Source organism: Saccharibacillus deserti, assembly GCF_013618475.1.
GTDB lineage: Bacteria > Bacillota > Bacilli > Paenibacillales > Paenibacillaceae > Saccharibacillus > Saccharibacillus deserti.
On sequence record NZ_JABJVN010000008.1, the window covers coordinates 115,034 to 139,244 of the forward strand.

19 protein-coding genes and 1 pseudogene are annotated in these 24,211 nt (G+C 57.7%); 6 read left to right on the forward strand and 14 right to left on the reverse strand.

The window, feature by feature from the left end:
- Positions 1 to 37: 37 nt before the first annotated feature.
- From HOP44_RS18500 to HOP44_RS18510, 3 genes are all read right to left on the reverse strand, one after another.
- Complete coding sequence (locus HOP44_RS18500) at positions 38 to 1,489, reverse strand: stalk domain-containing protein (RefSeq protein WP_172256109.1); 1,452 nt, start codon at positions 1,487 to 1,489, stop codon at positions 38 to 40.
- A 31-nt stretch (positions 1,490 to 1,520) separates the two neighbouring features.
- Entirely contained in the window at positions 1,521 to 2,915 is a 1,395-nt protein-coding gene (locus HOP44_RS18505) for an MBOAT family O-acyltransferase (RefSeq protein WP_172194718.1), read from the reverse strand.
- A gap of 197 nt (positions 2,916 to 3,112) precedes the next feature.
- A complete protein-coding gene (locus HOP44_RS18510; RefSeq protein ID WP_172256111.1) occupies positions 3,113 to 4,108 on the reverse strand; it encodes a phosphotransferase family protein in 996 nt (331 codons plus the stop codon).
- A gap of 268 nt (positions 4,109 to 4,376) precedes the next feature.
- On the opposite strand from HOP44_RS18510, the gene HOP44_RS18515 reads away from it, so the two are divergent.
- Positions 4,377 to 5,243, forward strand: a complete 867-nt coding sequence (locus HOP44_RS18515) for a manganese catalase (RefSeq protein ID WP_172256113.1) — start codon at positions 4,377 to 4,379, stop codon at positions 5,241 to 5,243.
- 396 nt (positions 5,244 to 5,639) lie between these two features.
- Here HOP44_RS18515 and abc-f read toward each other — a convergent pair whose 3' ends face one another.
- A complete protein-coding gene (gene abc-f, locus HOP44_RS18520; RefSeq protein ID WP_216667651.1) occupies positions 5,640 to 7,706 on the reverse strand; it encodes a ribosomal protection-like ABC-F family protein in 2,067 nt (688 codons plus the stop codon).
- A 302-nt stretch (positions 7,707 to 8,008) separates the two neighbouring features.
- Positions 8,009 to 8,260: a hypothetical protein gene (locus tag HOP44_RS18525; RefSeq protein ID WP_172256117.1), complete on the reverse strand. Its 252-nt coding sequence runs from the start codon at positions 8,258 to 8,260 to the stop codon at positions 8,009 to 8,011.
- Between the two features lie 227 nt (positions 8,261 to 8,487).
- On the opposite strand from HOP44_RS18525, the gene HOP44_RS18530 reads away from it, so the two are divergent.
- Positions 8,488 to 10,026, forward strand: a complete 1,539-nt coding sequence (locus HOP44_RS18530; RefSeq protein ID WP_172256119.1) for an FAD-dependent oxidoreductase — start codon at positions 8,488 to 8,490, stop codon at positions 10,024 to 10,026.
- Between the two features lie 165 nt (positions 10,027 to 10,191).
- Positions 10,192 to 12,492: a hypothetical protein gene (locus tag HOP44_RS18535; protein WP_172256120.1), complete on the forward strand. Its 2,301-nt coding sequence runs from the start codon at positions 10,192 to 10,194 to the stop codon at positions 12,490 to 12,492.
- A gap of 33 nt (positions 12,493 to 12,525) precedes the next feature.
- Here the strand turns inward: HOP44_RS18535 and HOP44_RS23300 are convergent, their stop codons facing one another.
- Positions 12,526 to 12,978 carry an FCD domain-containing protein gene (locus HOP44_RS23300; protein ID WP_172256122.1) on the reverse strand — a complete coding sequence of 151 codons (453 nt, stop codon included), beginning with the start codon at positions 12,976 to 12,978 and terminating at the stop codon, positions 12,526 to 12,528.
- Here HOP44_RS23300 and HOP44_RS23305 point away from each other — a divergent pair.
- Positions 12,973 to 13,179: pseudogene (locus HOP44_RS23305) on the forward strand (hypothetical protein); the annotation flags it as partial. The gene HOP44_RS23300 and the pseudogene HOP44_RS23305 sit on opposite strands and share 6 nt — an antisense overlap.
- Before the next feature lie 142 nt (positions 13,180 to 13,321).
- Positions 13,322 to 13,507 carry a hypothetical protein gene (locus tag HOP44_RS22900; protein ID WP_246369922.1) on the forward strand — a complete coding sequence of 62 codons (186 nt, stop codon included), beginning with the start codon at positions 13,322 to 13,324 and terminating at the stop codon, positions 13,505 to 13,507.
- A gap of 119 nt (positions 13,508 to 13,626) precedes the next feature.
- Here the strand turns inward: HOP44_RS22900 and HOP44_RS23190 are convergent, their stop codons facing one another.
- From HOP44_RS23190 to HOP44_RS18560, 3 genes are all read right to left on the reverse strand, one after another.
- Positions 13,627 to 14,946, reverse strand: coding sequence for an anti sigma factor C-terminal domain-containing protein (locus tag HOP44_RS23190; protein ID WP_172256126.1), 1,320 nt, complete (start codon positions 14,944 to 14,946; stop codon positions 13,627 to 13,629).
- Positions 14,939 to 15,421, reverse strand: a complete 483-nt coding sequence (locus tag HOP44_RS18555; RefSeq protein WP_281367817.1) for a sigma-70 family RNA polymerase sigma factor — start codon at positions 15,419 to 15,421, stop codon at positions 14,939 to 14,941. The genes HOP44_RS23190 and HOP44_RS18555 overlap by 8 nt, the downstream gene beginning before the upstream one ends.
- A 153-nt stretch (positions 15,422 to 15,574) precedes the next feature.
- Entirely contained in the window at positions 15,575 to 16,051 is a 477-nt protein-coding gene (locus HOP44_RS18560) for a hypothetical protein (protein ID WP_172256130.1), read from the reverse strand.
- Positions 16,052 to 16,339: 288 nt separating this feature from the next.
- Here HOP44_RS18560 and HOP44_RS18565 point away from each other — a divergent pair, with 288 nt between their 5' ends.
- Positions 16,340 to 17,059 carry a 3-ketoacyl-ACP reductase gene (locus tag HOP44_RS18565; RefSeq protein WP_172256304.1) on the forward strand — a complete coding sequence of 240 codons (720 nt, stop codon included), beginning with the start codon at positions 16,340 to 16,342 and terminating at the stop codon, positions 17,057 to 17,059.
- 120 nt (positions 17,060 to 17,179) lie between these two features.
- On the opposite strand, the gene HOP44_RS18570 is transcribed toward HOP44_RS18565, so the two are convergent.
- The 5 genes from HOP44_RS18570 to HOP44_RS18590 form a co-directional block, all read right to left on the reverse strand.
- Complete coding sequence (locus HOP44_RS18570) at positions 17,180 to 18,448, reverse strand: nitric oxide synthase oxygenase (protein ID WP_172256132.1); 1,269 nt, start codon at positions 18,446 to 18,448, stop codon at positions 17,180 to 17,182.
- Positions 18,449 to 18,707: 259 nt separating this feature from the next.
- Complete coding sequence (locus HOP44_RS18575; protein WP_172256134.1) at positions 18,708 to 19,181, reverse strand: Dps family protein; 474 nt, start codon at positions 19,179 to 19,181, stop codon at positions 18,708 to 18,710.
- A gap of 430 nt (positions 19,182 to 19,611) precedes the next feature.
- Positions 19,612 to 20,586 (reverse strand): nucleoside hydrolase, encoded by a 975-nt coding sequence (locus HOP44_RS18580; RefSeq protein WP_172256136.1) that lies wholly within the window; start codon positions 20,584 to 20,586, stop codon positions 19,612 to 19,614.
- 125 nt (positions 20,587 to 20,711) lie between these two features.
- A complete protein-coding gene (locus HOP44_RS18585) occupies positions 20,712 to 22,946 on the reverse strand; it encodes an MMPL family transporter (RefSeq protein ID WP_172256138.1) in 2,235 nt (744 codons plus the stop codon).
- A 289-nt stretch (positions 22,947 to 23,235) separates the two neighbouring features.
- On the reverse strand, positions 23,236 to 24,192 hold the full coding sequence (locus HOP44_RS18590) for a diacylglycerol/lipid kinase family protein (protein WP_172256140.1): 957 nt from the start codon (positions 24,190 to 24,192) through the stop codon (positions 23,236 to 23,238).
- Positions 24,193 to 24,211: the final 19 nt, after the last annotated feature.

Consider the following 24,211-nt stretch of genomic DNA (forward strand, 5'->3'; position numbering starts at 1 on the left):
CCGTCAAACGGAGAGATTCCGTTTGACGGCGCTTTTGCTATTCGGCAGATTTCGTTTCGATCCGAAGTTCTTTCAAGTAATCCCCGGGTTCGGTCACCTCGAGCGATTTTGCAAACACTTCGGCGGTCGGTTCAGCGGCCACCATCATGCTGCCGCCGAGATTCTGCATCTCGTAACCGAGATCGATCGTCCGGGCGCCGGCTGCGTCCTCGCCGGTTTGCACGACCATCTCGGCGCTGCCTTTGTTCAGCGTAGCCGTAACTTCGCCTTTGCGCAGCTTGACGACGCTTGTACCGTCGAAGCCGAATTCCACGCCAAGCGCTGCGGCCAGCTCTTTGACCGGCACCAGGATCCGTCCTTCGCGTACCTGCGCCGGAACGCCGAATTCCACTTCCTTGCCGTCGACGTACACGAACAGGCTGAATGCGCCGCTCTCCATGTCCACGGCCAGATGCGCAAGCTGGCTTTCGAGTTCTTCGTTGAACTTGTCCACGTTTTCGGCCGTCACCAGATGTTTGCCTTCGGCGATTTCGCGGATAATCCGTTCATTGACGGCCTGACTGTGGTGGGACAGGTCTTTGTACTGGCTTAAATCGTAGGTGATCGAAGTATCTTCCTGAAAATCGTACACTTTGACGTTCGGATACTGGCTGAACTGCTCGAACATATACTTTTTCATCGCATATTGGTTCTCGGCCCGTACCGGATTTGTCTCCGCCCATACCTGCTGACGCAAAATCGTGTACGGCGGATAATAAAACGTGAATTCGACGTCCGGATGGGCTTTGATTAGGCTCAGCACATACTTGTCGAACACGGATTTCACATTGTCGAGGGAAAACTCGTTTTTGCCGTATCCGACCTCTTTGATCCGGGCTTTCTCCCAAGTCTGCAAAACGGCCTGCTGGCTGTATTTGGCCGACTTGTCCCAGTTGCGCAGCGTATCGAGATTCCGGTACGCTTTGTAATCGTCGGCCGGCAGGGTGAGCGCTCCGACGGCCTGCTTGACGTTCGAAATATTGAACAGATACTCATAGTCGTTCAACGGATTGTTATCGTACATATACATCGGCATATTGACCGGCTCGGCATCCAGGTCCTGACGCATCGCAAAGTAATCCAGTCCCCAGAGGACGCGTTTTACTTTTCCGGTATCGAGGGCCAGCTTTCCGACCGTGCTTTGTTCCATGGCGGTCGAACCTTCGATCGACAGCTTCATCACTTCCCCGCCGATCACGCTCTCCACATCCGAAGGTACGAAATTCTGCGTCATCGAGCTGCCGAGAACGATCGTATCGTAATCGTAGCTGCGGGCAAGACCGGCATTTTGATAACGTTCCTGCGACGAGAACAGCACCGGGTAAAAAGACGCTTTCCGGTACATCTGAAGCGGATCGACGATATACATGAACGAACCGACCAGCAGCGCGAACACCAGCGTGGCGGCGGCGAATTTGATTAAAAACTTGCGGTAACCTTTGTTATCCATAACCTTCCCCCATGACGAACCGAATCCTTATTCAGAAATTGAAGTAGAGGAATTCGCTGATTTGGTTGAAATAAAGAAGCGAGACGATGAAGAGGGCAGCTGCGAATACGGCCCGGCCGAACGTCGGTTTGAAACGTTCCGTCAATTCGATCGAGTTGCGCGCGAAGAGAGCGATCAGCAGCGCAGCCGCGACAAGCGGCAGGCCGGCGGTCAGCAGATCCGGAGGCAGGATCACGCCGCTCATTCCGAACATGCCTTTGAGAATACGTACACCGTCGGACCAATGCTGCGCCCGGAAGAAGACCCAGGCGATATTGACGAAGTTGAACGTAATAAACCAGCCGACATACTTGTTCATCTTGATGCCCGTCAGCTGCCACAGACGCTGGACGACCTGCGCGGCTCCGTGCATCGCTCCCCAGATGATAAAGGTCCAGCCTGCTCCGTGCCAGAATCCGCCGATCAGGAAGGTCAGGAACAAGTTGATATAGGTCCGCGTCGTGCCTTTGCGGTTGCCTCCGAGCGGGATATAAATGTAATCCTTCAGGAAGCGGCTGAGCGTCATATGCCATCTCGCCCAGAAGTCCTTGATGCTTGTGCCTTTGTACGGCGAATTGAAGTTGACCGGCAGCTTGATGTTGAAGATCAGGCCAAGGCCGATCGCCATATCGGAATAGGCGCTGAAGTCGAAGTACAGCTGGCCGGTGTAGGCAAGCGACGTCGTCCAGGCTTCCACCAAATGCAGCGGCTGGCCGCTGTCGAAACCCGCGGTTGCGATCGGGGCCAGCAGATCCGCAATAATGACCTTTTTGAACAAACCGATACAGAAAATGAAAATCCCGCGCGAAATATTGTCGGCCCGGATCCGTTTGCCTTCCGGGTCGTCGAACTGCGGCATCATTTCTTTGTGGTGAAGAATCGGACCGGCAATCAAATGCGGGAAAAACGTAACAAACAAAATGTAGTTGGCGATGTTGTACTCTTTGACCTTGCCGCGATACGCGTCGACGAGGTAGGCGAGCTGGGTGAACGTGAAGAAACTGATGCCGAGCGGCAGCACGATATGCAGCAGCGAAGCGTCCTGTCCGAGCAGTCCGTTGTAATTGTCGATAAAGAAGTCGGCGTATTTGTAATAGCCGAGCAGTCCCACGTCACCGACTACGCCAAGAATCAGCAGCCAGCGGCCTTTGTGGTTCACTCCGTCCGCGTTGATATGGCTGAGACCCCGTCCGACGATATAGTTGAACGCGATCGAGCCCAGAATCAGCGGCAGGTACCGGGCATCTTCATAGGCGTAAAAGAACAATGAAGCCAGCGCCATCCAGATCTTGGCCATGTTGTAGAGCTTGAACCGGTTCAGCGCGAAATAGCCGATAAAGACGACCGGCAGATACGCAAAAATAAACTCGTAAGAATTGAAAAGCACGTCTTCCCTTCCTCTCTTCGCTCCGCGTTCCTTCAAAGGGCGGACGCGGAGCGCTGCGATTGCGAGACTTACCCATTAAGCAAATTAAAAAGAACAGGCAAAAACGAACGAAAACGCCGCTTCGGCACAACGCCCATTATACCTATTGGACGCCCGCCGAAGCAACGCAGTCGGACAAAATTAAACGTTTATTCCGCTTAAACGCTTTTCTCCGCTTGCAAGAAGCGTTCCCAGCCGTCCCGAAGATTGTCGTGGGCCCACTGCGTATGGTCCGAGCCGAACCCCCGATAATCGCATTCCACACGCATGACGAGGTCCAGATACATCGGATAAAGCGCCCGGCGTACCGCCTGCGAGCGTTCGCTTCCTTCCGGAAGCCTAGGAGCGAACGCGGCGTCGGCCGCTTTGTACCCCGCTTCAAAAGCCGGGGAATAACCGAATTTGCCGAAGCCGTATTCCATCAGCGGATCGGCCCATAAAGCCCGTTCGAAGTCGATCAGGCTCTGTGCCTGTCCGTCTCGGACGAATACGTTCCCCGGCCATGAATCCCAATGAATCAAGCGGGGCGTCTTCACTTCGCGCAGGGCGTCCCGGCAGAGTTCAAGCTGCACGCCAAGCTCTTCGTACGCCATCGGAAGCTCGACTCCCGCATCCCGGCCGTCCTGCATGACATCGTGCATCAGCGCGATAAACACGCCGTCCCATGCCGGGCCATTCGAAGCATTCGGCAGATAATAACCGAACTCCCGGCCTTCGATCCCGTGGATCTGCCGGAAATACCCGCCGAGCCGCGTATCGATTGAAACCCGGATTTCTTCGGACAATTCTTCGCGCGCTTTGTCGTAGGTGGTTCCCGTCAGGTTTTCCATCAAAAAATATTCGCAGGGCACAATCGTTCTCGAGTCATCGTAGCTGTAAATGTCCGGCAGGGGAACCGTACCCAATGCTTGGATGCGGCGCATCGCTTCGACTTCGGTTCGCATCAATCCCCGCTCGCAGCGCATCCGGCCTTCTTCGGACTCCGCCGCAACCTTGAGCACGGCCAAACGGCCGTCGGCCAGTTCCAGCTTGTAGGCGGAGTTCGCCCAGCCTTCGTTCAATTCTTCAAATTGTGCGCAGCCGCAGCCGAATGCTTTTTCGCTGATCCGCCCAATCTCTGCCGCCGTCAATTTTCGTTTCGTTACGCTTTCCATTTGTTCGCCTCCGCCGTTTTATCGCGAGCCGCGAGTATTCTTTCTTTTTCCTGTTCCTGCCTGTTATTCATTTCTCCAAATCACCCGGCAACCCTTTTTTGGATCTGCAAAAGATTAAATCTCGCGGAGGTGGGTAAAACAATAGCGGAAGCAGGAAAAAGGAACTCTTAATCCATATTTTCAACTTTTTGCATCTCCGTCGGCACAGTCGATCGTCACCGAATCTGTCAGCCAGAAATCGATTTTACAATCGCGAGGAGGAATTGCAATGTTTATTCACATGAAAGAACTCCAGTACCATGCCAGACCGGAAAAGCCGGACCCGATCTTCGCCAAAAAGCTTCAGGAAGTGCTCGGCGGCCAATACGGCGAAATGTCGGTAATGATGCAGTACCTGTTCCAGGGTTGGAACTGTCGCGCCGATCAGAAATACCGCGATATGCTCCTGGATATCGGTACGGAAGAAATCGGCCACGTCGAGATGCTGACCACCATGATCGCGCAGCTGCTGGATGGCGCACCGGTCGACCAGCTCGAAAAAGCGGCCAAAGACCCGCTGATCGAAGCGGCTTTGGGCGGCATGAACCCGCAGCACCTGATCGTGTCCGGCCTCGGCGCAACGCCGACGGACAGCGTAGGCTTCCCTTGGAATTCGCGCTACATCGTAGCCAGCGGCAACCTGCTTGCCGATTTCCGCGCGAACCTTAACGCCGAGTCCCAAGGACGCCTGCAGGTCGCCCGTCTGTACGAAATGACGACCGATCCCGGCGTACGCAAAATGATGAGTTTCATGCTGGCACGCGATACGATGCACCAGAACCAGTGGATGGCGGCTATCGCCGAGCTGGAAGCCATGGAAGGCAAAATCGTACCGGCTTCGTTCCCTCGCGAACTGGAGCTGCAGGAAGTTTCGCATCAGTACATGAACTTCTCCGAAGGAGAAGAAAGCGCCGAAGGTCCTTGGGCCAGCGGACCGGCTCCGGACAACGAAGGCAGCTTCGAATACGTGGCCAAGCCTCAGGCTATGGGCGAAAAACCGATGCTCAAGCCGGCTCCGGACTTCATGTTCTCCCGCCCGGGCGCACTGCCGAACTTGACAAACGAAGGAACCACATCCGGCAAAGGACTGTTCTAATCCCCCGTACGGTACTTGTACCGGGTGGACGGAATCGCTCTCCGATACCGGAATCCATATCGGACACCCCGCAGCTTGAAAGGTGTCCTCATTCGAAAAGGCCGTCCCTTGAGGGACGGCCTTTTCGGCGCCATGGGAACCGGGGCTGCGGCGCGCTTCCCTGCTGCAGGCGAAATAACTGCGTATAGGCATCTATTTCGCTTAATTTGTCCGTTAAAGTTCAAATAGCTGCAGGAAAGCCGTTATTTGAAGCTATCTCGACCTCTACAGGCTTTACTGCGCCAAATAGCGGTCCGGGTGCAGCTATTTCTCGTTTATCTTGCACAAGCCACGGAATAACTGCTGTCCTGCAGTTATTCCGCATCGGCCCGCTGCAGATCCGCTTGGGACGTCCGGCTACACGTCCGCAAGGGCCATCCAAGCTTCCGTCAGCGCGTCGATCTGCGCGTCCAAAGCTTCTTTCTCCGCCAGCCATTCGCTTAGGCGCTGCGCATCCAGCGCATGCGCCGGATCGGCCAGCGCTTCGCCAAGCTCCGCTGCGCGAACTTCCAGTTCGGCAATTTCCCGCTCCAGCTTCGCGGGATCGCGGCGCGGAGCCGCGGCGCGTGTCCGGCCGCCGCCCGAAGACGCGGCTTCCCGGCCGGGCTTCGCGCCGGCCCGCGGCGGCCCGTGCGTCTCTGCCGCCCCGCTCCCGTGTACCCGCTCGCCGCCCCGCCCCGCTTCGCCGGACGCATCGGCTGCGCCGGCACTGCCTTTCGGCCCGGCAGGTACGGCCGACGCCCCCTGTCCGCTCCGCGAGCCTGCGGCCTGCTTCACGTTCCCTGCATCCATGTCCCCGGCGCTTCTGCGCTCCGCCTTCTGCCGCTCCGCGCGGTAATCGTCATACCCGCCGAGCGTGCTGCCAAGTGCGCCTCCCTCCAGCGCCCAGACGCGCCGCGCAATCCGGTTGATGAAGAACCGGTCGTGCGACACGGCCAGAATCGTACCGTCGTATTCTTCCAGCGCTTCCTCGAGCGCTTCTCTTGACGCGATGTCGAGATGGTTGGTCGGCTCGTCGAGCAGCAGCAGATTCGGTTTCTGCCGCATCAGCACCGCAAGCCTCAGACGGCTCCATTCGCCGCCCGACAAGCCGGCCACCGGTTTGAATACGTCTTTGCCGTAGAACAGGAATTTGGCCAGCCGGCCGCGGGCTTCGCCTTCTTCCATGGCCGCCTGCTCTTTGTAATAATCGAGCACGCTGGTGCGGTCAGCCGGCGGCGCTTCTTCCTGGGCCAAATAGCCGATCCGAACCCGGGAACCGAGGCGAAGTTCGCCCGCGTCCGGACTCTCCAGACCCAGCACCATGCGCATAAGCGTCGTTTTGCCCGCTCCGTTGCCTCCGACAAGCACCGTTTGCTCCCCATACCGCAGCAGCGCGTCCGCCTGCTCCAGTACGGCCCGGCTGCCGAACGACTTGGATACGCCTTCGAGCACCAGCACTTCTTCCCCCGTGCGCCCGTCCGTTTCCAGGGCCAATCCGATCGCAGTCTTCTCCAGCACGGGGCGCTTGACCTTTTCCATGCGGTCGAGCACTTTTTGCATGGAGGCGGCTTTGCGGAAAAACTTCGGATTGTCGCCCTGTTTGCCCCATTCGATCAAGCGTTTGATCGCTTCTTTCATCTGCTTGATCACCTTCTGCTGCTCTTTGTACTCGGCAAATTGACGTAGAAGACGCGCTTCTTTTTCTTCCCGGTATTTGGTGTACCCGCACGGATACACCGTCGCTTCGCCGTCCTCCAGCTCGATTACTTTCTCCACGGTCTGCGTCAGAAAATACCGGTCGTGCGAGACCACGACGATCGTGGCCGCGGAATCCCGGATAAAACTTTCCAGCCAAGCCGACGCTTCCATATCGAGATGGTTGGTCGGCTCGTCGAGCAGCAGCAGATCCGCTTCGCCCAGCAGCAGCGCCGCGAGCGCGACTTTTGTTTTTTCTCCGCCCGACAGCTCCGAGAACGGCCGCCGCCGCTGCGATCCGGGGATACCGAGGCCCGAGGCTACCGCATCGATTTTGGACGGAATTTCGTAGCCCCCCGCCCGCTCGAACGTTTCCTGGGCCTCCCCGTATTCGCGCAGCAGCCGCTCGAGTCTTCCGGCGTCGGCATCGCTCATCTGCATTTCCAGTTCCCGAAGCCGGGTCTGAAGATCCAGGGTCCGTTCGAATACGCCCAGCAGCACTTCTTCGACACTGCGGTCTCCGTAGTCCGGGATCTGGTCCAGCACGCCTACTCCGGCGCCCCTGCGCAGGGAAACCGTGCCTTCGTCGGGCTTCTCCGCACCGGACAGCAGACGGAACAGCGTCGATTTGCCCGCCCCGTTGCCGCCCAGCAGACCGACTTTTTCTCCTTCGTAAATATCGAGTGAAACCTCGCTCAGCACTTCCTCGGCTCCGTAGAACTTTTTTACCTGATAGCAGTTGATCATTAACACAAGGCTCATCCTTTCGCTTTTTCCGTAATGGGTTGGCTTCGTCCGTCCGCATCGCGGGCCGGAGGGCGCATTTCCCCGCTTCGTGAAGGCAGACCGGGATCTTCACCGATTCGCTGCGCCGCTTCTTCCCTTGGGAGGAGGCGGGCACGGATCGGTGAATTTTGGGTATGCAAAAAGGCCGCAGGGGAAATGTCCCCCTGCGGCCTCGAAATTCGTATTCGGATAAAGACTCAGACGCTAATACGCGCGGTCCGGCAAGCCGGAACCGTGCGACCGGACGGAATATTCCCCGTCGGTCAAGGCTGCGGATAGCAGGTCGGCCGCGCGAAAAGCGCTGGCCCGATCCGCAGACGCGAGACAGGAGCGGCATTTCGCTGGTCATTTTCAATTCCGGACAGACGGGTGCCTTGACCGAATTTCAGCGTTGAAGGCTCAAATTTGGACAGACTGATCCCGTTGCGGTTTTGAACATGAACAATGCCGCTCAGTGCCAGAGGCAGCTGATTGAGCTGTACAAATAAATCGGTCAGCGAAATTTCTTTACGCATCCTTGTCTCACCTCCTTGTCGTCGTATGCCTCCATATTAACCGGACGTTTCAGCGGAAGGCAAGCTTTTTTTGCGGCGGTCTGCCCCTGCCATACGACCTTCGCAGCGAGGTTTGATCGTGTTCGCCGGACTTCAATGCCTGCCGTTTCGTTTCTTAATCCGCCGCGGTGGTAAATAAGAAAGGTAGAGTTCAACCAATTCCGAGCGAAACGAGGAGGACCCCCAGCATGAGCGAAAAATTCAACGTTCCATCCGAACTTCCAAGGTACCCACGGTCCATGTGGAGAACGGTTACCACGCTGCCGACCTTCCCCGAGATGCACGAAGATATCAAGGTCGATGCCGCTGTAATCGGCGCGGGCATAGCGGGTGTTACCACCGCCTACCTGCTCTCGCTTGAGGGTTACAAGGTGGCCTTGGTCGACGCGGGACAGATTCTGGATGGCACGACCGGCTATACGACAGCGAAGATTTCGGCCCAGCACGGCCTGATCTACAGCGAATTCCTGACCAATTTCCGCCCCGAGATTGCCCGTTCTTACTATGAAGCGAACATGGAAGGCCTGAATTTCATTCGCGACATGGTCAAGAAGAACGGCATCAACTGCGATTTCAAGGAAGAAACCGCCTACCTGTATACGAACCAGGACGACAAACTCGACGATCTGCGCAAAGAATTCGAAGCGTATCAGGAGCTGGGCATTCCGGGTCAATGGCATGATGCCCTGCCGATCCCGGTAGAAGCCAAAGGCGCTATCTCCATGCCCGGGCAGGCCCAGTTCAACCCGCTCAAATATCTCAAGTTCCTCGTGGAGAAAATCATCGAGAACGGCGGATTGATCTACGAAAACACGACGATCGAAGGCGCCGTATACGGCAAACCGATCGAAGCCTATACCATTGACGGCGAACACCGGATTTACTGCAACGAGATGGTGGTCACTACCCATTATCCGTTCTGGAACGTTCCGGCCGGCTATTTCACCCGCCTGTCCGTCGAACGCTCCTATGCGCTGGCCGTCAAACCGGAAACGTCGTTCCACGGCGGCATGTATCTGAGCATCGACGATCCGAAGCGTTCGATCCGTTCCGCCGTGTTCGAAGGCGAGGAAGTGCTGATCGTGGGCGGCGAGAACCATCCGACAGGCAAAGACGATAACACGTTCGACCATTATCTGGCTCTGGAAAAATTCGCCGGCGAAACGTTCGGCTCGCGCGAAATTCCGTTCCGCTGGTCGGCCCAGGATATTACGACGCTGGACAAAATCCCTTATATCGGGCCTTTGTCTTCCGACTATCCGTTCACGTTCATCGCGACCGGCTTCAACAAATGGGGCATGACGAACGGAACGTTTGCGGGACTGCTGCTGCGCGATAACGTCATCCGCCGCTCCAACCCGCATATGAATACGTTCAATCCGGGACGCTTCAACGACAAGAGTCTGAATCAGACCGTGGTGACCGGCTTGAAGATGGCCAAAGAAATGATCAAAGGCAAATTCGGCGGCGCCGACGAGAAGATCAGCAATCTCGAACCGGATCAGGGAGCCATGGTCCGCCACAACGGCAAAAAGGTCGGCGCTTACCGCGATCCGAAAGGCGAACTGTTCCTGGTCGACACCACCTGCACGCATATGGGCTGCGAGACGGCCTGGAACGAAGCCGAACGTTCATGGGACTGCCCGTGCCACGGTTCGCGCTTCTCTTATACCGGCGACGTCCTCGAAGGTCCGGCAACGGATCCGCTGGAACGTCTGCCCGAATAAAGGGAGCCTGCGGCTTCCAAGCGCAGAGCCTTTCCCTTACCGCCCCGCTTCCCATCAGGGAAGCGGGGTTCTTTTCAATGTTTTTCGATGCATCCCGATCCGGCTTCCTGTACAATAACAGTAAAATCGTTCCAATAACGAAATTTGCGCACACCGAGGTGAACCATGAGTTCTCGCAAAAATTTCCGCAGGCCCCGACAGATTCCGTACGTGTTTCTCAGCTTCCTCTCTCTAATCGTCCTTCTGCTGGCCGGCGTACTGGTCTGGCAGCTTGCAGGTCCGGCCGAAGATACACAGACAGCTTCGGACGAACCCGGAACCGAAACTTCGCCCGTCGCTTCGATTCCACCGGTCACTCTGCCGATTTTTGAAGAAGGCGGGATCAAACGGACGGCTTCCGTCGTCGACGGCCAGCTTGCGATATACGACGGAACGGACTGGAAAAAGTCTTTCTGGCCCGGAATCAACTTCGGCGCCACGACACCCGGACATTATCCGGGACAGCTCTCGCCGACCAAAGAAGACTATATGCGCTGGTTCCCGCAGATGCAGGAAATGAATATCAAAGCGGTGCGGATCTACACGATCCTGCCGCCCGATTTCTACCAGGCGCTGGCGGAGTTCAACGCCTCGCAGGAAGAACCTCTGATGCTGATGCAGGGGATCTGGTCGCCGGAAGAAGAACTGATCGGCGAAGACGCGAACGGCCGGAACGCGTTCTCCGCAGAAATCACGGACAGCTTTGAGCAGGAAATCCGCGATGCCGCGGCCGTGGTGCACGGCAAAGCCGATCTGAAAGAGAGTCCCGGACATGCCGCCGGCACCTATGCGGCGGATGTCTCGCCTTACCTGCTCGGCTGGATCGTCGGCACGGAATGGTATCCGTACGCCGTGCAGACGACCAACGAAGCCAATAAAGGCATGAAGCCGTATGTCGGTCAATACTTCCGGGCCAAAGCCGAAGCTTCGCCGTTCGAGAGCTGGCTGGCCCGGATGCTCGATACGCTGGCCAAAGAAGAGATGAAATACGGCTGGCAGCATCCCGTTTCCTTTACCAACTGGGTAACGACCGATCCGCTCGACCATCCGAACGAACCTCTGGAACAGGAAGATCTCGTTCCGGTGGACCCGATGAATCTGGAGCCGACCCAAGCCTGGACCGCCGGTTATTTCGCGGCTTACCACGTGTATCCGTATTATCCGGACTCGCTGCGGCGCGACCAGAAATATCTCGATTACGTCAACTCCGAAGGCAAAAAAGATCCGTATGCCGGTTATCTCAACGAATTGAGAGCCCATCACAAAGGCATTCCGCTGATTATTGCCGAGTTCGGGATGCCAAGCTCCCGGGGGATTGCCCATTACGGCCTGCTCGGCCGCAGCCAGGGCATGCACCAGGAACAGCAGCAGGGCGAACTGAACGCGGGCATGATGAAGCAGATCTACAACGAAGATTACGACGGAGCCCTGCTGTTCGAATGGCAGGACGAATGGTTCAAGTTCACCTGGAACACGATCGAACTGGAAGTTCCCGGCGAACGCCGGGCCATGTGGCGCAACCGCCTTACCAACGAGGAGCATTTCGGAGTGGTTGCGATCGAACCGGAAGAGAAGGCCGAAGACCGAATGGTCATCGACGGCAAAACGGACGATTGGAAGAGCCGCGGACTGACTGCCGAAGATGCCGGAAACGGTCTAAAAATGGCGATCACCAGCGACTCTTCGGACCTGTACGTGCTGCTGCAAAAAGAAAAAGGAAACTGGGACTTCGACAAGGACGAATTGACGCTCGGGTTCGATACGACGCCAGGCGGCAGCACAAGCGCGAAACTTGCGCCCGGCATCACCTTCGACGGCGGACAGGAATTCCTTGCCCGGTTCAAAGCCGGAAAAGGCGGCCGCTTGTACGTGAACAGCGGTTACGACCCGTTCACTTGGCTGTACGGCTACAAGCTGAAGTCGGTCCCTTACAAAGCCATGTATGCGGATGACGAAGCGGGCATTTTCCTCCCGTGGAAACTGGCGCTCAACCGCGAACTCTATCTGCCCCAGACCAAAGTCAACGCGCCGTTTGAAGCGTACGATGTCGGCCGGCTGCACTGGGGGACCAATGATCCGGGCAGCGACAAGTTCAACAATCTGTCGGATTGGTATCTGGACGGCGATACGCTGGAACTGCGGATCCCCTGGATGCTGCTCGGATTTACGGATCCAAGCCGGCTTCAGGTCTGGAAATATCCGTACCAAACGGAATCCGTGACCGCGATCGACACGGACGGGTTAGCCGTATCGGCGGTTCTGTCGCAGGCGGGATCCAAAATGTCCGCAGCGCCGGCTTCCCGCGCCTATGTGTGGGATGCCTGGGACCTTCCGAGCTATCACGAACGGCCGAAGAAAAGTTTCGATATCCTCAAAGACACCTTCGCCGAATACGACAAAAAAGTTTCGGGCTCGACCCGTCCGTAACATACGGACCCGGGCGCGGCAGGTCGGGCGTCGTCATGCGAGCCTGCCCGGCCCGTATGACGACGACTTTGCAGCAGTCCGGCACGGTCTATACAAAAAGGGACAACTCCGGTCATTTCCGGCGTTGTCCCTTTTTGTGTATAAGCCCGCTCCGTTTACCGGTTCAGCCCTGCCCGCCGCTCTCCTCCGCACCGGGCGGATGCCCGGGGCTTCGCTCTCGCCCAGACGCGGCAGATTCAGATACTCGGCAAAATTCCCGCGCAGGTCGGCCGCACGGATATCTTCGCGCGGATGATGCCGGACGATCTCGTCGATCTGTCCCGTATCCCGGTTCTCCAACATATCGAAGATCAGGCGATGTTCGCCGATGGTTTCTTTCAGCTTTTCTTTTTGAAGCAGATGCAGTCTCCGGTAGCGCGCATAATGCACGTTCGACTGCTGGATCAGATCCCAGAGATGGAAGGGCGAACCTACCGCTATATGCAAAACGAAGCGCTGTATCCGTTCGGTTTCGGCCTGACCTGCGGCGGCATCGATATCGAATCGGCTTCGCTTGATACGGATTCCGCAGGCCGGAACGTCCAGGTGAAGCTTCGCCTCGCCAACCGCGGAGACCGCGAAGTCTCCGAAGTGATCCAGGCGTATGTCAAAGCCGAACGGGAACACACGCCGAGTGCCCAGCTCAAAGCATTCCGCAAAGTCCGCCTGGAAGCCGGCGCCTCGGCGGAGATCAAATTGTCCCGGCCGGACGCCGCACCGGTTCGGGCTGATCGCCGGAGAGAACGGCTTGACGCCAGTCCGGTCTTGAATCTCCGGGAAGGGATCGCGGATGACCACCAGAAAACCTACCGTGCAGACGGTGATCGATGCGCTTCTCGCGCCGGCGGATTCCATGCCGGAGCCGACCGTCGACAAGCTGCTGCACGGCAGCCGCGATATGCCGGTGACCGGCATCGTCACGGCCTTTATCGTTCTCGGCCACGCCGAGAGCGATCAGCCCGGCAAGGATAAATGAACGCCAAAAAGGCCCCGAAGCGGCCCGACCCTCCGATCAAGGAGCGTCGGCCGGCTTTCCCGGGGCCTTATTTGTCTGTTCCGTGTACCCTCCCGACTCTCTTCTCTTCCTTTGCCGCATTAGCGGTACGACACGTACGGATCGAGTTGAATCGTATCCAGTGCGCTGTCGCCCATACGCACGATCGCCCCTTTCATCCACGGCTCGCTTTGCAGCTTCGCCAATTCTTCGCTTCGGCCCGTCACGACGACGCCGTAGACTTTCGATCCGTTCGCCTCGACTTCCGCCGCAGCTGAAGCAAAATCGATCGGACTGACCGATGCCGCGACTTCCGGGCTTTGGGCGATGCGTTTCAGCGCTTCGACCAGCCCGCTTTTCCAGGAAAGGGCTCCGTGCTTGAGATATTCCCTGTTCGTCTCGTTTCGAACCGGAATATAGTTATCCCCCATGCCTCCACGCGCGCCGACCGGATTTTGCACGTAGAGATTCAGGTAATCTTCCGGCTGCGCCGGCTTAACGTTCCCCTGCGCGTCCATGACCGTATAAGTGCCCATTCCGGCCCATTCCTGTCCGCTGCGTGCGGCGAACCAGCGAGGCGCAACCCGAAGCCCCAAAAACTTCTTGTCCAGCTCTCTTTGGCCGTATTCGCGATCCAGAGAAACGTACAGTTCCGACACCGTCAGCTTCGGCAGGTCGGACAAGGTCTGCCAAACGTCGGCGTTCCGGGCTTCTTCCTGCTTGCGGTCGCTGCCGCCGGGCAGCCATAACCGCCCTTCATCCGCTGCTGCAAACTGGGTCGAATACAGATCGGACGCGCCGTTCAAGCTTGTGATGCGCGTATCCCGGATTCGGCCGAACCGATAATTCTGACTGATTTCCTTTTCCGATACCCCTTTGTTTCCCCATACATGCTGCACCACACCGGAGATTGTCAGGTCGAACAAGAGACCCGGATCTCCGCCGTTTGGCATCAGGTGGCGGTTTGGCATCGTCGTTTCCACGATCAGGCCGAGCGCCTGTTCGTTCACTTCGCGCAGCGCCTGGGCCTTAGGTCCGACTTCTCTCTGTGTATAGTAATAATGCGTGAACAGCCCCGAACCTCCGAAGACGAGGCCGAGCACGATCAGCGTTACAAGCGCCGTGATGCCTCTGGATTTCCATTTGGCGCGCCGAATGATCCGCCGTTCCTTTTTCCGCCGCAGCCGCTCGTTTTCGTCAAAGCCGCGTTTTGGCCCATCTTCCGTTTCCCGGCCTCCGTTCCCGTCTTCCTCTGCGCGATCCGCCCGGCGGTCCGGCTCGCTGCCGTCTTCCATCAGCTCGTCCAGATACGCCTGATAGGCTTCCAGCTTCTCAAGCTCCGCTTCCAGCTCCGCCCGCTCTTCGCCGGGCAGCGTTCCGTTCTGATAGGCCTGCAATTTGCGTTTGAACGATTCAGTCACGCCGCATTCTCCCTTCGGTATAAGCTCTCAATTTTTGCCGGGCGCGAAATAGGGTGGACTTGTATAGGGGCAGCCCGATGCCCATGATCTCCGCCGCGTCAGCATAAGAAAATTCGTAGTGATGATACAGCAGAAAAGCTTGTCTTTGCGCATTCGGCAGTTCGCTTAGCAGTCCGAGCGCTTCTTCGCCCGCTTCTTTGCCGAGCAGGAGGGATTCCGGCGTCTCCGCATCACGCAGCCGTTCGAAAAACTCCGCTTCGCGTACCTGCGTTTTTCGGGCGCGGCGGGTTCGGTCGATAAACGCGTTATGCGCTACCCGGAACAGCCAGCGCTTGACTTTTTCACCGTCGCCGAGACTTTCGATATGCAGGTAAGCCCGGGTAAAGGTCTCCTGCGTCAAGTCTTCCGCCGTATGATGGTCCCTGCTGAGAAACAGCAGATAGCGATAGACGTCTTGCATGTAACGGCGGTACAGCTCATCGAGCGATCAGATCGTTCTCCCCCCTTTCGGAACACTCTAACCACGTTCGAATCCTGCAAAAGTTACACGCACGCAAAAAAACTTCCGGTTCGCTTTCCCCCGCGGGAAAGCAAACCGGAAGTTTTGTCTACTCTGCGTACGTTCCGCTTATGCCGTCGTTGCGGATTCCGAGTAATCGGCATATTCGGGCAGCAGATCGTAATAGCCGCTCAGCGAGTACCCCATGATCGTGTCAAATACGGCCGGATTCTCCCGGCGCAGAAGGTCGTCCGCATAACGCCAGGCATTTTGCTCCAGGCGCAGCGAGACGCGGGTGCGCGAGAGCTTGCCGCGAATCCGTACAAGGCGGTCGGACAGATATTCGAGTTCGGGATCGTGGGCATGGCCGAGTTCGTGGGCCAATACAACGCGCACATAGTCCTCGAACGGTTCAAGCGAACCGAACAAAAGCCTGCATTGTTCTTCGAGCACGCCAAGATAAAGGGTGATTCGATTGTCGTCGAGATTATACTTGCCGCCGATCAATCGTTTGCCGGGAAACAGATGTTCCAGCACCACTTCGATCTCGCTGTTCGAACGGGTCAAGACGTCGGTCACGGTATCTTCGATAAGGATTCTGTTCATACGGTTTCTCCCGTTCCTTTTTTACCATTCATATCGGCATGCTGCCGCTTTTTATAAAGGGAAGCCGGAGAATAGTATACCGCTATTAGCTGAAAAATGGAAACAAATAATAATTTTACCCGCTTCCTAACTTTTTGAAACAACTTACTAAGAACAGTCACATAAAAGGTTTCTATTTTTTATTCTGCAACGATCTTTACACGATGTTCGCTTGGAAAATGGAGGCCGGTCCGTTACACTTTTAAGGTGGGACTTTTTCTATCGAGGAGGCAGTTAACCGTGACCATGATTGAACTCAAGAACCAAACGGCCGTCATTACCGGGGCCGGCAAAGGCATTGGCCGCTCTATCGCCGAAGCGCTCGCCGCTGAAGGCGTACATCTGGGTCTGATTGCACGTACCGCTTCCGATCTGGAGACGCTGCGCACCGAATTGTCGGACAAATACGGCGTAAATGTATTCGTCCATGCGGCCGACGTCTCGATCCGCACAGAGATCGAAAACGCGGTGCAGGCCCTGCACGAAAAGCTCGGCGCCATCGATATCCTGATCAACAACGCCGGCATCGGTTCGTTCGGCAAACTGGTCGAGATGGATCCGGACGAGTGGGAGCGCATCATCCGCGTCAACTTGATGGGTGCTTATTACACGACGCGCGCCGCCCTTCCGTTCATGATCGAGCAGAACAGCGGCAGCATCCTGAATGTCGCTTCCACGGCGGGCGAACGCGGATTTGCGACCGGCTCCGCCTACTGCGCATCCAAAGCGGGCCTGATCGCCATGGGCGAAGCCGTCATGCAGGAAGTCCGCAAGTCGAATATCCGCGTCGTCACACTGAATCCGAGCACCGTCAACACGGAGCTGTCCATTCAGAACAATCTGCCTGTGGGCGACGAAGACCGGATGATGCAGCCGGAAGACGTAGCCGATCTGGCTGTCGCCACCCTCAAACTGCCGGCACGCGTATTCGTGAAATCGGCCAGCATCTGGACGACGAACCCGCAGTAGACTCCGCTCGGGCTTTGACAGGTCCGAACCTGCCGAGGAATCGACTCCAAAAAAACCTTTGCCCCGCGCGGGCAAAGGTTTTTTCACTTTTGAAAATATTCGATCGAGCCACGCATTTATTTAGTGAAAGGGACAACGGCTGCCGGGCCTTTCCGGCTGAAGCGAAACGATCGTCGCATCCGGGGGCGGCGCAGGAGCTTTTGTACGTGATGCGGAACCCGCCCCGGTGATCGGACAAACGCTGGCCGGCATACTCTCCGATTGTCCCGATGCTTCGGTACGGCTTTCCGAAGGTAGGTTGTAAGGCTTTTTCCCGTAGAAGAAATTCGGCTTCTCGACCGTATTGTCGTACCGTTTATGAAAAACATGCGTGGTCGCGGGCGACATCGGCGGAATCAGCCAGGTCCAATTGCCCGTCACCGCACGCCCCGCTTCCCGTTCCCGCTTCTCGAACGTCTCGAACTGCGCGGCTGCCGTATGGTGGTCGATCATACTGACTCCGGCGGCCCGGTAAGACTCCAGCACCGCGACGTTCAGCTCGACCAGAGCCCGATCCTGCCAGAGCGTACTGCGGCGGCTGCGATCGAGGCCCATCAGATCGGCGACGGCGGGCAGCTTGTTATAACGTCCTTCGTCCGCGAAGTTTCTCGCTCCGATCTCCGTCCCCATATACCAGCCGTTAAACGGCGCGCCGCCGTAAGAGAGTCCTCCGATTTCCAGCCTCATGCCCGAGACGGCCGGTACCGCATACCATTTGAGTCCCAACTGCTCAAAACCCGGGATGTCCGGATGCCGGATCTCGACCTCCAGCACTTTTTCCTGCGGCAGCTCGAACCATTTGGGTGCGCCGCCATCCAGCTGGACGACCAGCGGCAGCACGTCGAAGTCGGTTCGCGCGCCGCTCCAGCCGAGCCGTTCGCAGACCCGCGTGAATTCCAGCGAAGCCGGATCGCCTACGTGGGCGCCCTTGCCGGACCGATAGCCCGCGTAGCGGATCAACTGCTCGTTCCAGAGCCGAACACCGGGCCGTTCGCCGCGATCCGGCTTGAAGACCGTGATCGTCGGCCGGATCTTTCCCCGGTTCGTCGCATAGTCGAGATGCTCGATCAGCGCCTGGGCAATCTCTTCCTCGGACGAGAGCTCGCGCCGGTCGATCACATGCAGACTGTCCCAAGGCAGACGGCCGATGCAGCGGTTGCTGCTGCGCCAAGCCATTCTTGCCCCGTGCCGCAGCTCTTCGTACGTATGCACATACGTCCCGCTCTCTTCGATCTCCTCGGCAATCTCCCCGATCCGCCGATCCGCCTCTTCCCCGGTACGTTCCAGCTCCGCATAACACTTCCGTATAAAAAGTTCCGCTTCTGCAAGCAGAGCCGTACGTGCATTCATCCAAGCTCACCCCGTCTTTGTAAATGATCTGAATCACATCTATTTGTATCATACGGCAGTAGGGTAGAAAGCAAAGACTCCTTTCACGAAGATTTGGTGTCAAAAAACAAAACTCGGCTCTGCCGATCCTTCAGAAAGTCCCGCATGCATCAAAAAACCGGGCCGGCCGCCCTGTTGTACAGGCGTACCGAATCCGGTTTTTCTGGGGGAAACTTCCGTTACCTGCATGCTTCCACTGCACTTGCAGGTGTCGACGCGCTTAGCGGCCCATGTAGGCTTCCAGCATCCAGGCGTCTTTCTCGATGGCACTCTTCATGCCGATCAGCATATCTTCCGTCACCTTGTCTTCAATCGCTCCGGCCATTTCGATCGCTTCCTGGAGTTCCGCCGCTTCGGCGCGGAAATCGCGAACGAGCGTATCGACCATTTCTTCCGCCGTCTCGCCGCCCCGGGCTTCGGATACGCTTGTCAGTTCCAGATACTCGCGCAGCGTAGCCGCAGGAGCTCCGCCGATCGTGAGCAGGCGCTCGGCCACTTCGTCCATACGCAGTGTCGCGGCATCATACAATTCCTCGAACTTGGCGTGCAGGGTGAAGAAGTGGGTGCCTTTGACGTACCAGTGATAATTGTGCAGCTTGGTGTACAGCACCGACCAGTCGGCAACCTGTTTGTTCAGCGCGCGGTGCAGCTCGGCGGCGGTATCCATATTCGCGTTTGTTTTTACAGTTTCCATTTTATATTCGCTCCTTTATTTTAAATTTAGACTTGTTCTAAATCCTTGTTTAAATTATAACACTGCCGCCCGAAAAAAGCGAGGGGTATTCAAAAATATTTCGCCTCGTGCCGCGCGCAGAAGAAACCCAAAAACCCCGTCCACTGCCGAAGCGGCGGACGGGGTTTTGAGCGGCCTGCGCAGCAAAGCGCGAAACCCTGAGCGTACTNNNNAGCGTACTATCTACGCTCGGGTATCGGTTTGCGCAGCAAAGCGCAAAACCCTGAGCGTACTATCTACGCTCGGGTATCGATTTGCGCAGCAAAGCGCGAAACCCTGAGCGTACTATCTACGCTCGGGTATCGGTTTGCGCAGCAAAGCGCAAAACCCTGAGCGTACTATCTACGCTCGGGTATCGGTTTGCGCAGCAAAGCGCGAAACCCTGAGCGTACTATCTACGCTCGGGTGCGGACTCTTTCGCCAGCTCCGTGATGTAGTCGAAGAAGCCGGCTCCGTCGACATCGTACACGAGCTGCACGGGACGGCCGTCGGCCGTCTCGACCGTGCAGCCCTGGCTTGGTCCGTCGGGGATAACGATCGCGTTCACGGTCCGGCGCTCGACCAGCTCCGGCTTGCCCAGCGAAGCGGTGGTCAGCACATCCCACAGATAATAGGTGGAGTTCGTCTCCATATACACAAGCGCCGGACAAAAGGCGTAGCACTGGCCGAGGAAATCGACCCCTTCGAAGCGGCGCTCCGAAGCCCAACGGCTGCGGACCGCCGGCGTCAGCGGAACTTTGTTCGTGCTCTCCAGCGCGACCAGATCGATCTCGATTCCGCTGCGGAATACGCGGTCGGCCGATTCCGGATCCCAGAATACATTCCATTCGGCCGTGCCGTCGTGTTCCGGTTCCTGCACGTTGCCCGCCTGGAATGTGCCTCCCATCCAGAACAGACGCGCAATCTTCCCTTCGATCTCCGGCGCTTCGTCCAGAGCGCGAGCCAGATCCGTCAGCGGCCCTGTGAACAGGAGGGTCGTCTGCCCTTCGGTACGCTTGAGCGTCTCGATCAGATGGCGATGTGCCGGAAGAGGCGACAGCGGCGCGTCCATTTTGCCGGATTCATTGAGAATCGGCAGAGCGTCCACGTAGAACGAATGCATGCGCCACTCCGCCGGAAACGGATTTTTGCCGCGCGAGTTGGATTTGGCCACTTCGATGGATCTGCCTCTGCCGAAACGGTCGATGATCTTGCGGCTGGCATCGGTTGCGGGTTCCAGGTAACCGTCGGCGGGAATCACCGACACGCCCGTTACATCCACGTCGTCCATTTGCAGCAGCAGAAACAGCGAGACCAGATCGTCTACTCCGCCGTCATGATTGAAATATACCGGTGTTTTCAAAACTTCCACTCCTCTAATCTTCATAATGGCGTCCGTTCATCCTTGCACTTGCCTGCTCGCCGCAGCACTGTACATTATGACGCGTAAGGCTAATCGAGTAAAGACGGACAGCCGATACAGCGAGTGGAATCCCGGCCGGCAGCAGAAGATCAGACGCCGGAAGAAGGGGCTTCCCGCGTCGTTTCCTTCGCCTTCTGCGAAGCCCGGCCCGGCCAGAACGCGGCGCGGCCGAGCAGCATCGTAATCGCGGGTACGAGGAAAGGACGGACAATAAACGTGTCGAGCAGAACGCCAAGCGCAGCCACGACGCCGAACTGTACCAGAACCTGAATCGGCAGCGTCGCCAGCACCGCGAACGTACCCGCCAGAATAACGCCGGCCGAAGTGATGACGGTGCCGGTCTCGCCGACGCCTTCGCGGATCGCTTGTCTTAACGGCAGCGTACGGCTTTTTTTCCAGATGCTCGAGATCATGAATATGTTATAGTCTTCGCCGAGCGCCACGAGGAATACGAACGCGTACAGCGGAATCGCTCCCTGGATCGCGTCTTGTCCCATCGCGTAATGCAGAATGAGCCAACCCAGGCCCAGCGCGGAAAAGTATGACAGAACGACGGTGGCGATCAGATAGACCGTCGCAACGACCGAACGCAGATACGCGAGCAGCAGGATCGCAATCAGACCGATCACGACCGGGATCACGATGTCGGTGTCCCGTTCCGTTGCCGCGCGGGTATCGGCCTGGGTCGCCGTTTGACCGCCGATCCAGACTTTGTCCGCCGCCGAATCGATCCCCGCTTCCGTCAGTGCCGATTCGGTAACGGAACGCAGCTGCGCGACATCGTCCATCGCTTCGTTGGCGTACGGATTCACATTCAACTTCACGCTGTACAGCTGGATATCCGCATTCTCCGCTCCTTTTTCCGCTTCCGCCACCGCATCGACAAAGCCGAGATCGGCAAGTTTGCCGGCAAGTCCGGTATCCTTGCCTTCGGAGTCGACCATGACTTGTACCGGAGCCAGCTCGCCGGGCGAGAATCCGTCCGCAATCGCGTTGAACCCTTCAACCGAAGGCATATCCGACGGGAACGAAGACAGCAGATCATAGGTGAAGCGAACCTGCGACGACGCGGCCGCCAGTCCTCCGAGCACGATCAGCGATGCGACGACGACCGTCCAAGGGCGTGTCGTGACCACCCGGCCGATTCGGCTCTCTTTCTTTTTGCGATGGCCTGTAGGCTTGTTCCTGCGGCGTGCGCGCTCTTCTTCCATCTCCGGCGTGCGGGGCACGAACGGGAAGAACGAAGCCCTGCCGATGATCGCCAGCATGGCGGGTACAAGCGTCAGGCTCGCAATCCCCATGATCAGAATCGCAACGCCGAACGGAACCGCGAACCGGTGGTACGCTCCATACTGCGCCAGCAGCAGCGTGAACAGCGAGAGTACAACGGTCAGCCCGCTCATGGCAATCGCGCCGGACGACTCCATCAATGCCGCTTTGAGAGCGCTCCGTTTATCGGTCGTCTCCGTCAGGCACTGCCGGAAGCGCGTAATCAGGAACAGACAGTAATCCGTTCCCGCCCCGAACAGCAGCACCGTCATGATCGAAATGCCCTGCGAATCCGCCACGATCCAGCCCCGGTCGGCCATGGTTCCCAGAACCGGACTGATGACGAGATAAGCGAAGCCGACAGCCACGATCGGAATCAAGGCCAGAATCGGCGAACGGTAGATCAGCAGCAGGATGACCAGAACCAGAACCACGGTGCCGATCAGCAGCGAGACGTCGGCGTTCTGGAACAGCGCGCCGGCATCGATCGCGATACCGACAGGCCCGGTAACCCGGGCCGACAGCTCCTCCGTCCCGGTCTTCACCGCAAACGGATTGCCTCCCAATACCGACTCCGCCCTTTCTTCAAGCTGCTCCGCGTTTTCCTTGAGCGCTTCGGTATCGGCCTCTTCGCCGAACGTCACCGGCAGGACGATCGTGCCTCCGTCTTCCGACAGCAGGCCCTCACGGGCCGGCTCCGGCAGCTTGTGCAGCGGCAGCACACCCGTCTGATCCGGCAGCGGATCGGTTTCCAGCGATTCCGTCAGCTTCGCCAGACTGCCCAGATCCGCTTCGCTTAACCCCCCGCTGCGATTCCAGACCAGCAGTGCCGCCTGACCGCCGCCGCCGGGGAATTCCCGTTCCGCGATTTGGGCGGCCTGAACGGACGGATAATCGCTGCCCAGATCCGCCGCCCCGTTATTTTCGCGTTCGCCGATTCCCGGCCAGACCAGATTGAGCAGCACCGCCGCGGCAATCCAGACGGCCAGAACGACCCATCTGCCGACCCTGCCGGCCAAAGCGCCCGCTAGTCCTTTTCCTTTTGCGTTTTCCATGTCTGCCTCCTTCAGGGCATATCGACTCTGCCTCGTGGTAGATCCGTAATAGGTCATCGTTTTTCCGCAGAAATGCGACTTTTCTTAAGCGTACAGTCATTGAACAACATTATGACTCATGAGTCATTTTTGGTCAACATTTAATATTTTTCTGCGCCAAAGGCTGAAATGCCGCCTGGTTCCCCCGTGAACTTGGCATATTCGCTTAAGAAGCGGGAATCGCACGTGATTCGGCGATTCCCGCTTCTTGAACGCTCTGCTCCGTACCGTCTACCGGCCGAACCGGAGTTTACGGCCGGGGGCCGGATGATTCCGGTTCGGCCGCGGGAGTACCGCCGATCAAACTGCCGGCGGCGGCTTCGGGTCCGTAAAAGAACCGGAGCTTGGACGGCAGAACCGCGATATCGGCCGGCGTCTCGAGATAGATTTCGCCGTCGCTGTCGATCCGCTTGGGCTCGTCGGTCTCGATCCGCAGCGCCGAAGTCCGGATATACTCGATCACGCCTCCGCTTTCCCGATAATCCGTCAGATCCCCTCCGTTAATTACCTGCCAGGCCAGCGACAAACCCGCCTCCCTCACGATCAGCACGTCCAGCTGCCCATCATGTATGCCTTCTCCGGCAAACGGCAGCTTCGCCGTGCCCAGCGACCGGCCGTTGGCGGCCAGAATCATTACGGCTTCGCTGTCCACGGTGCCTTCGTCGTGCGTAAGGCGGAAGCGGAAAGGCTCGGCCTGGCGCAGCGTACGCAGCGTACTGAGGAAATAACTCAGCTTGCCCATCCGTTCTTTTTGATCGGAGTCGATATTTTCCGAAGTATCCGTAATCAGTCCGATACCGACAAAATTCGTAAAAATCCGGCCATTGACCGTTCCGACATCGGTATCCAGAAGCCGGCCGGCCAGCACTTCTTCCGCAGCTCGGCCGATCTGCAGAGGCAGCCGCAGCGTACGCGCAAAGTCGTTGCAGGTGCCTCCGGGCAGAATCGCGATTTCCGGCGCGGGTTCCGCGGCGGCCGCACCGTTGATGCATTCGTGTACCGTACCGTCTCCGCCCAGCAGCAGCAGCAGATCGAACTGGCCGCCGCGCTCGCGGCAAATCTTCTCTCCGTCGCCCGGATTTTGCGTCTGCACCAGCGTAAGTTCGCCGATTTCCCCGGCCAGTGCTTCCACCGCATCTCCCAGCTGTCCCGCTTTTTCCTTGCCGGCTTTGCTATTGTATACCAGCATCGCTTTTTCCCAACGCATAGGCTCATCTCCCGTTCGC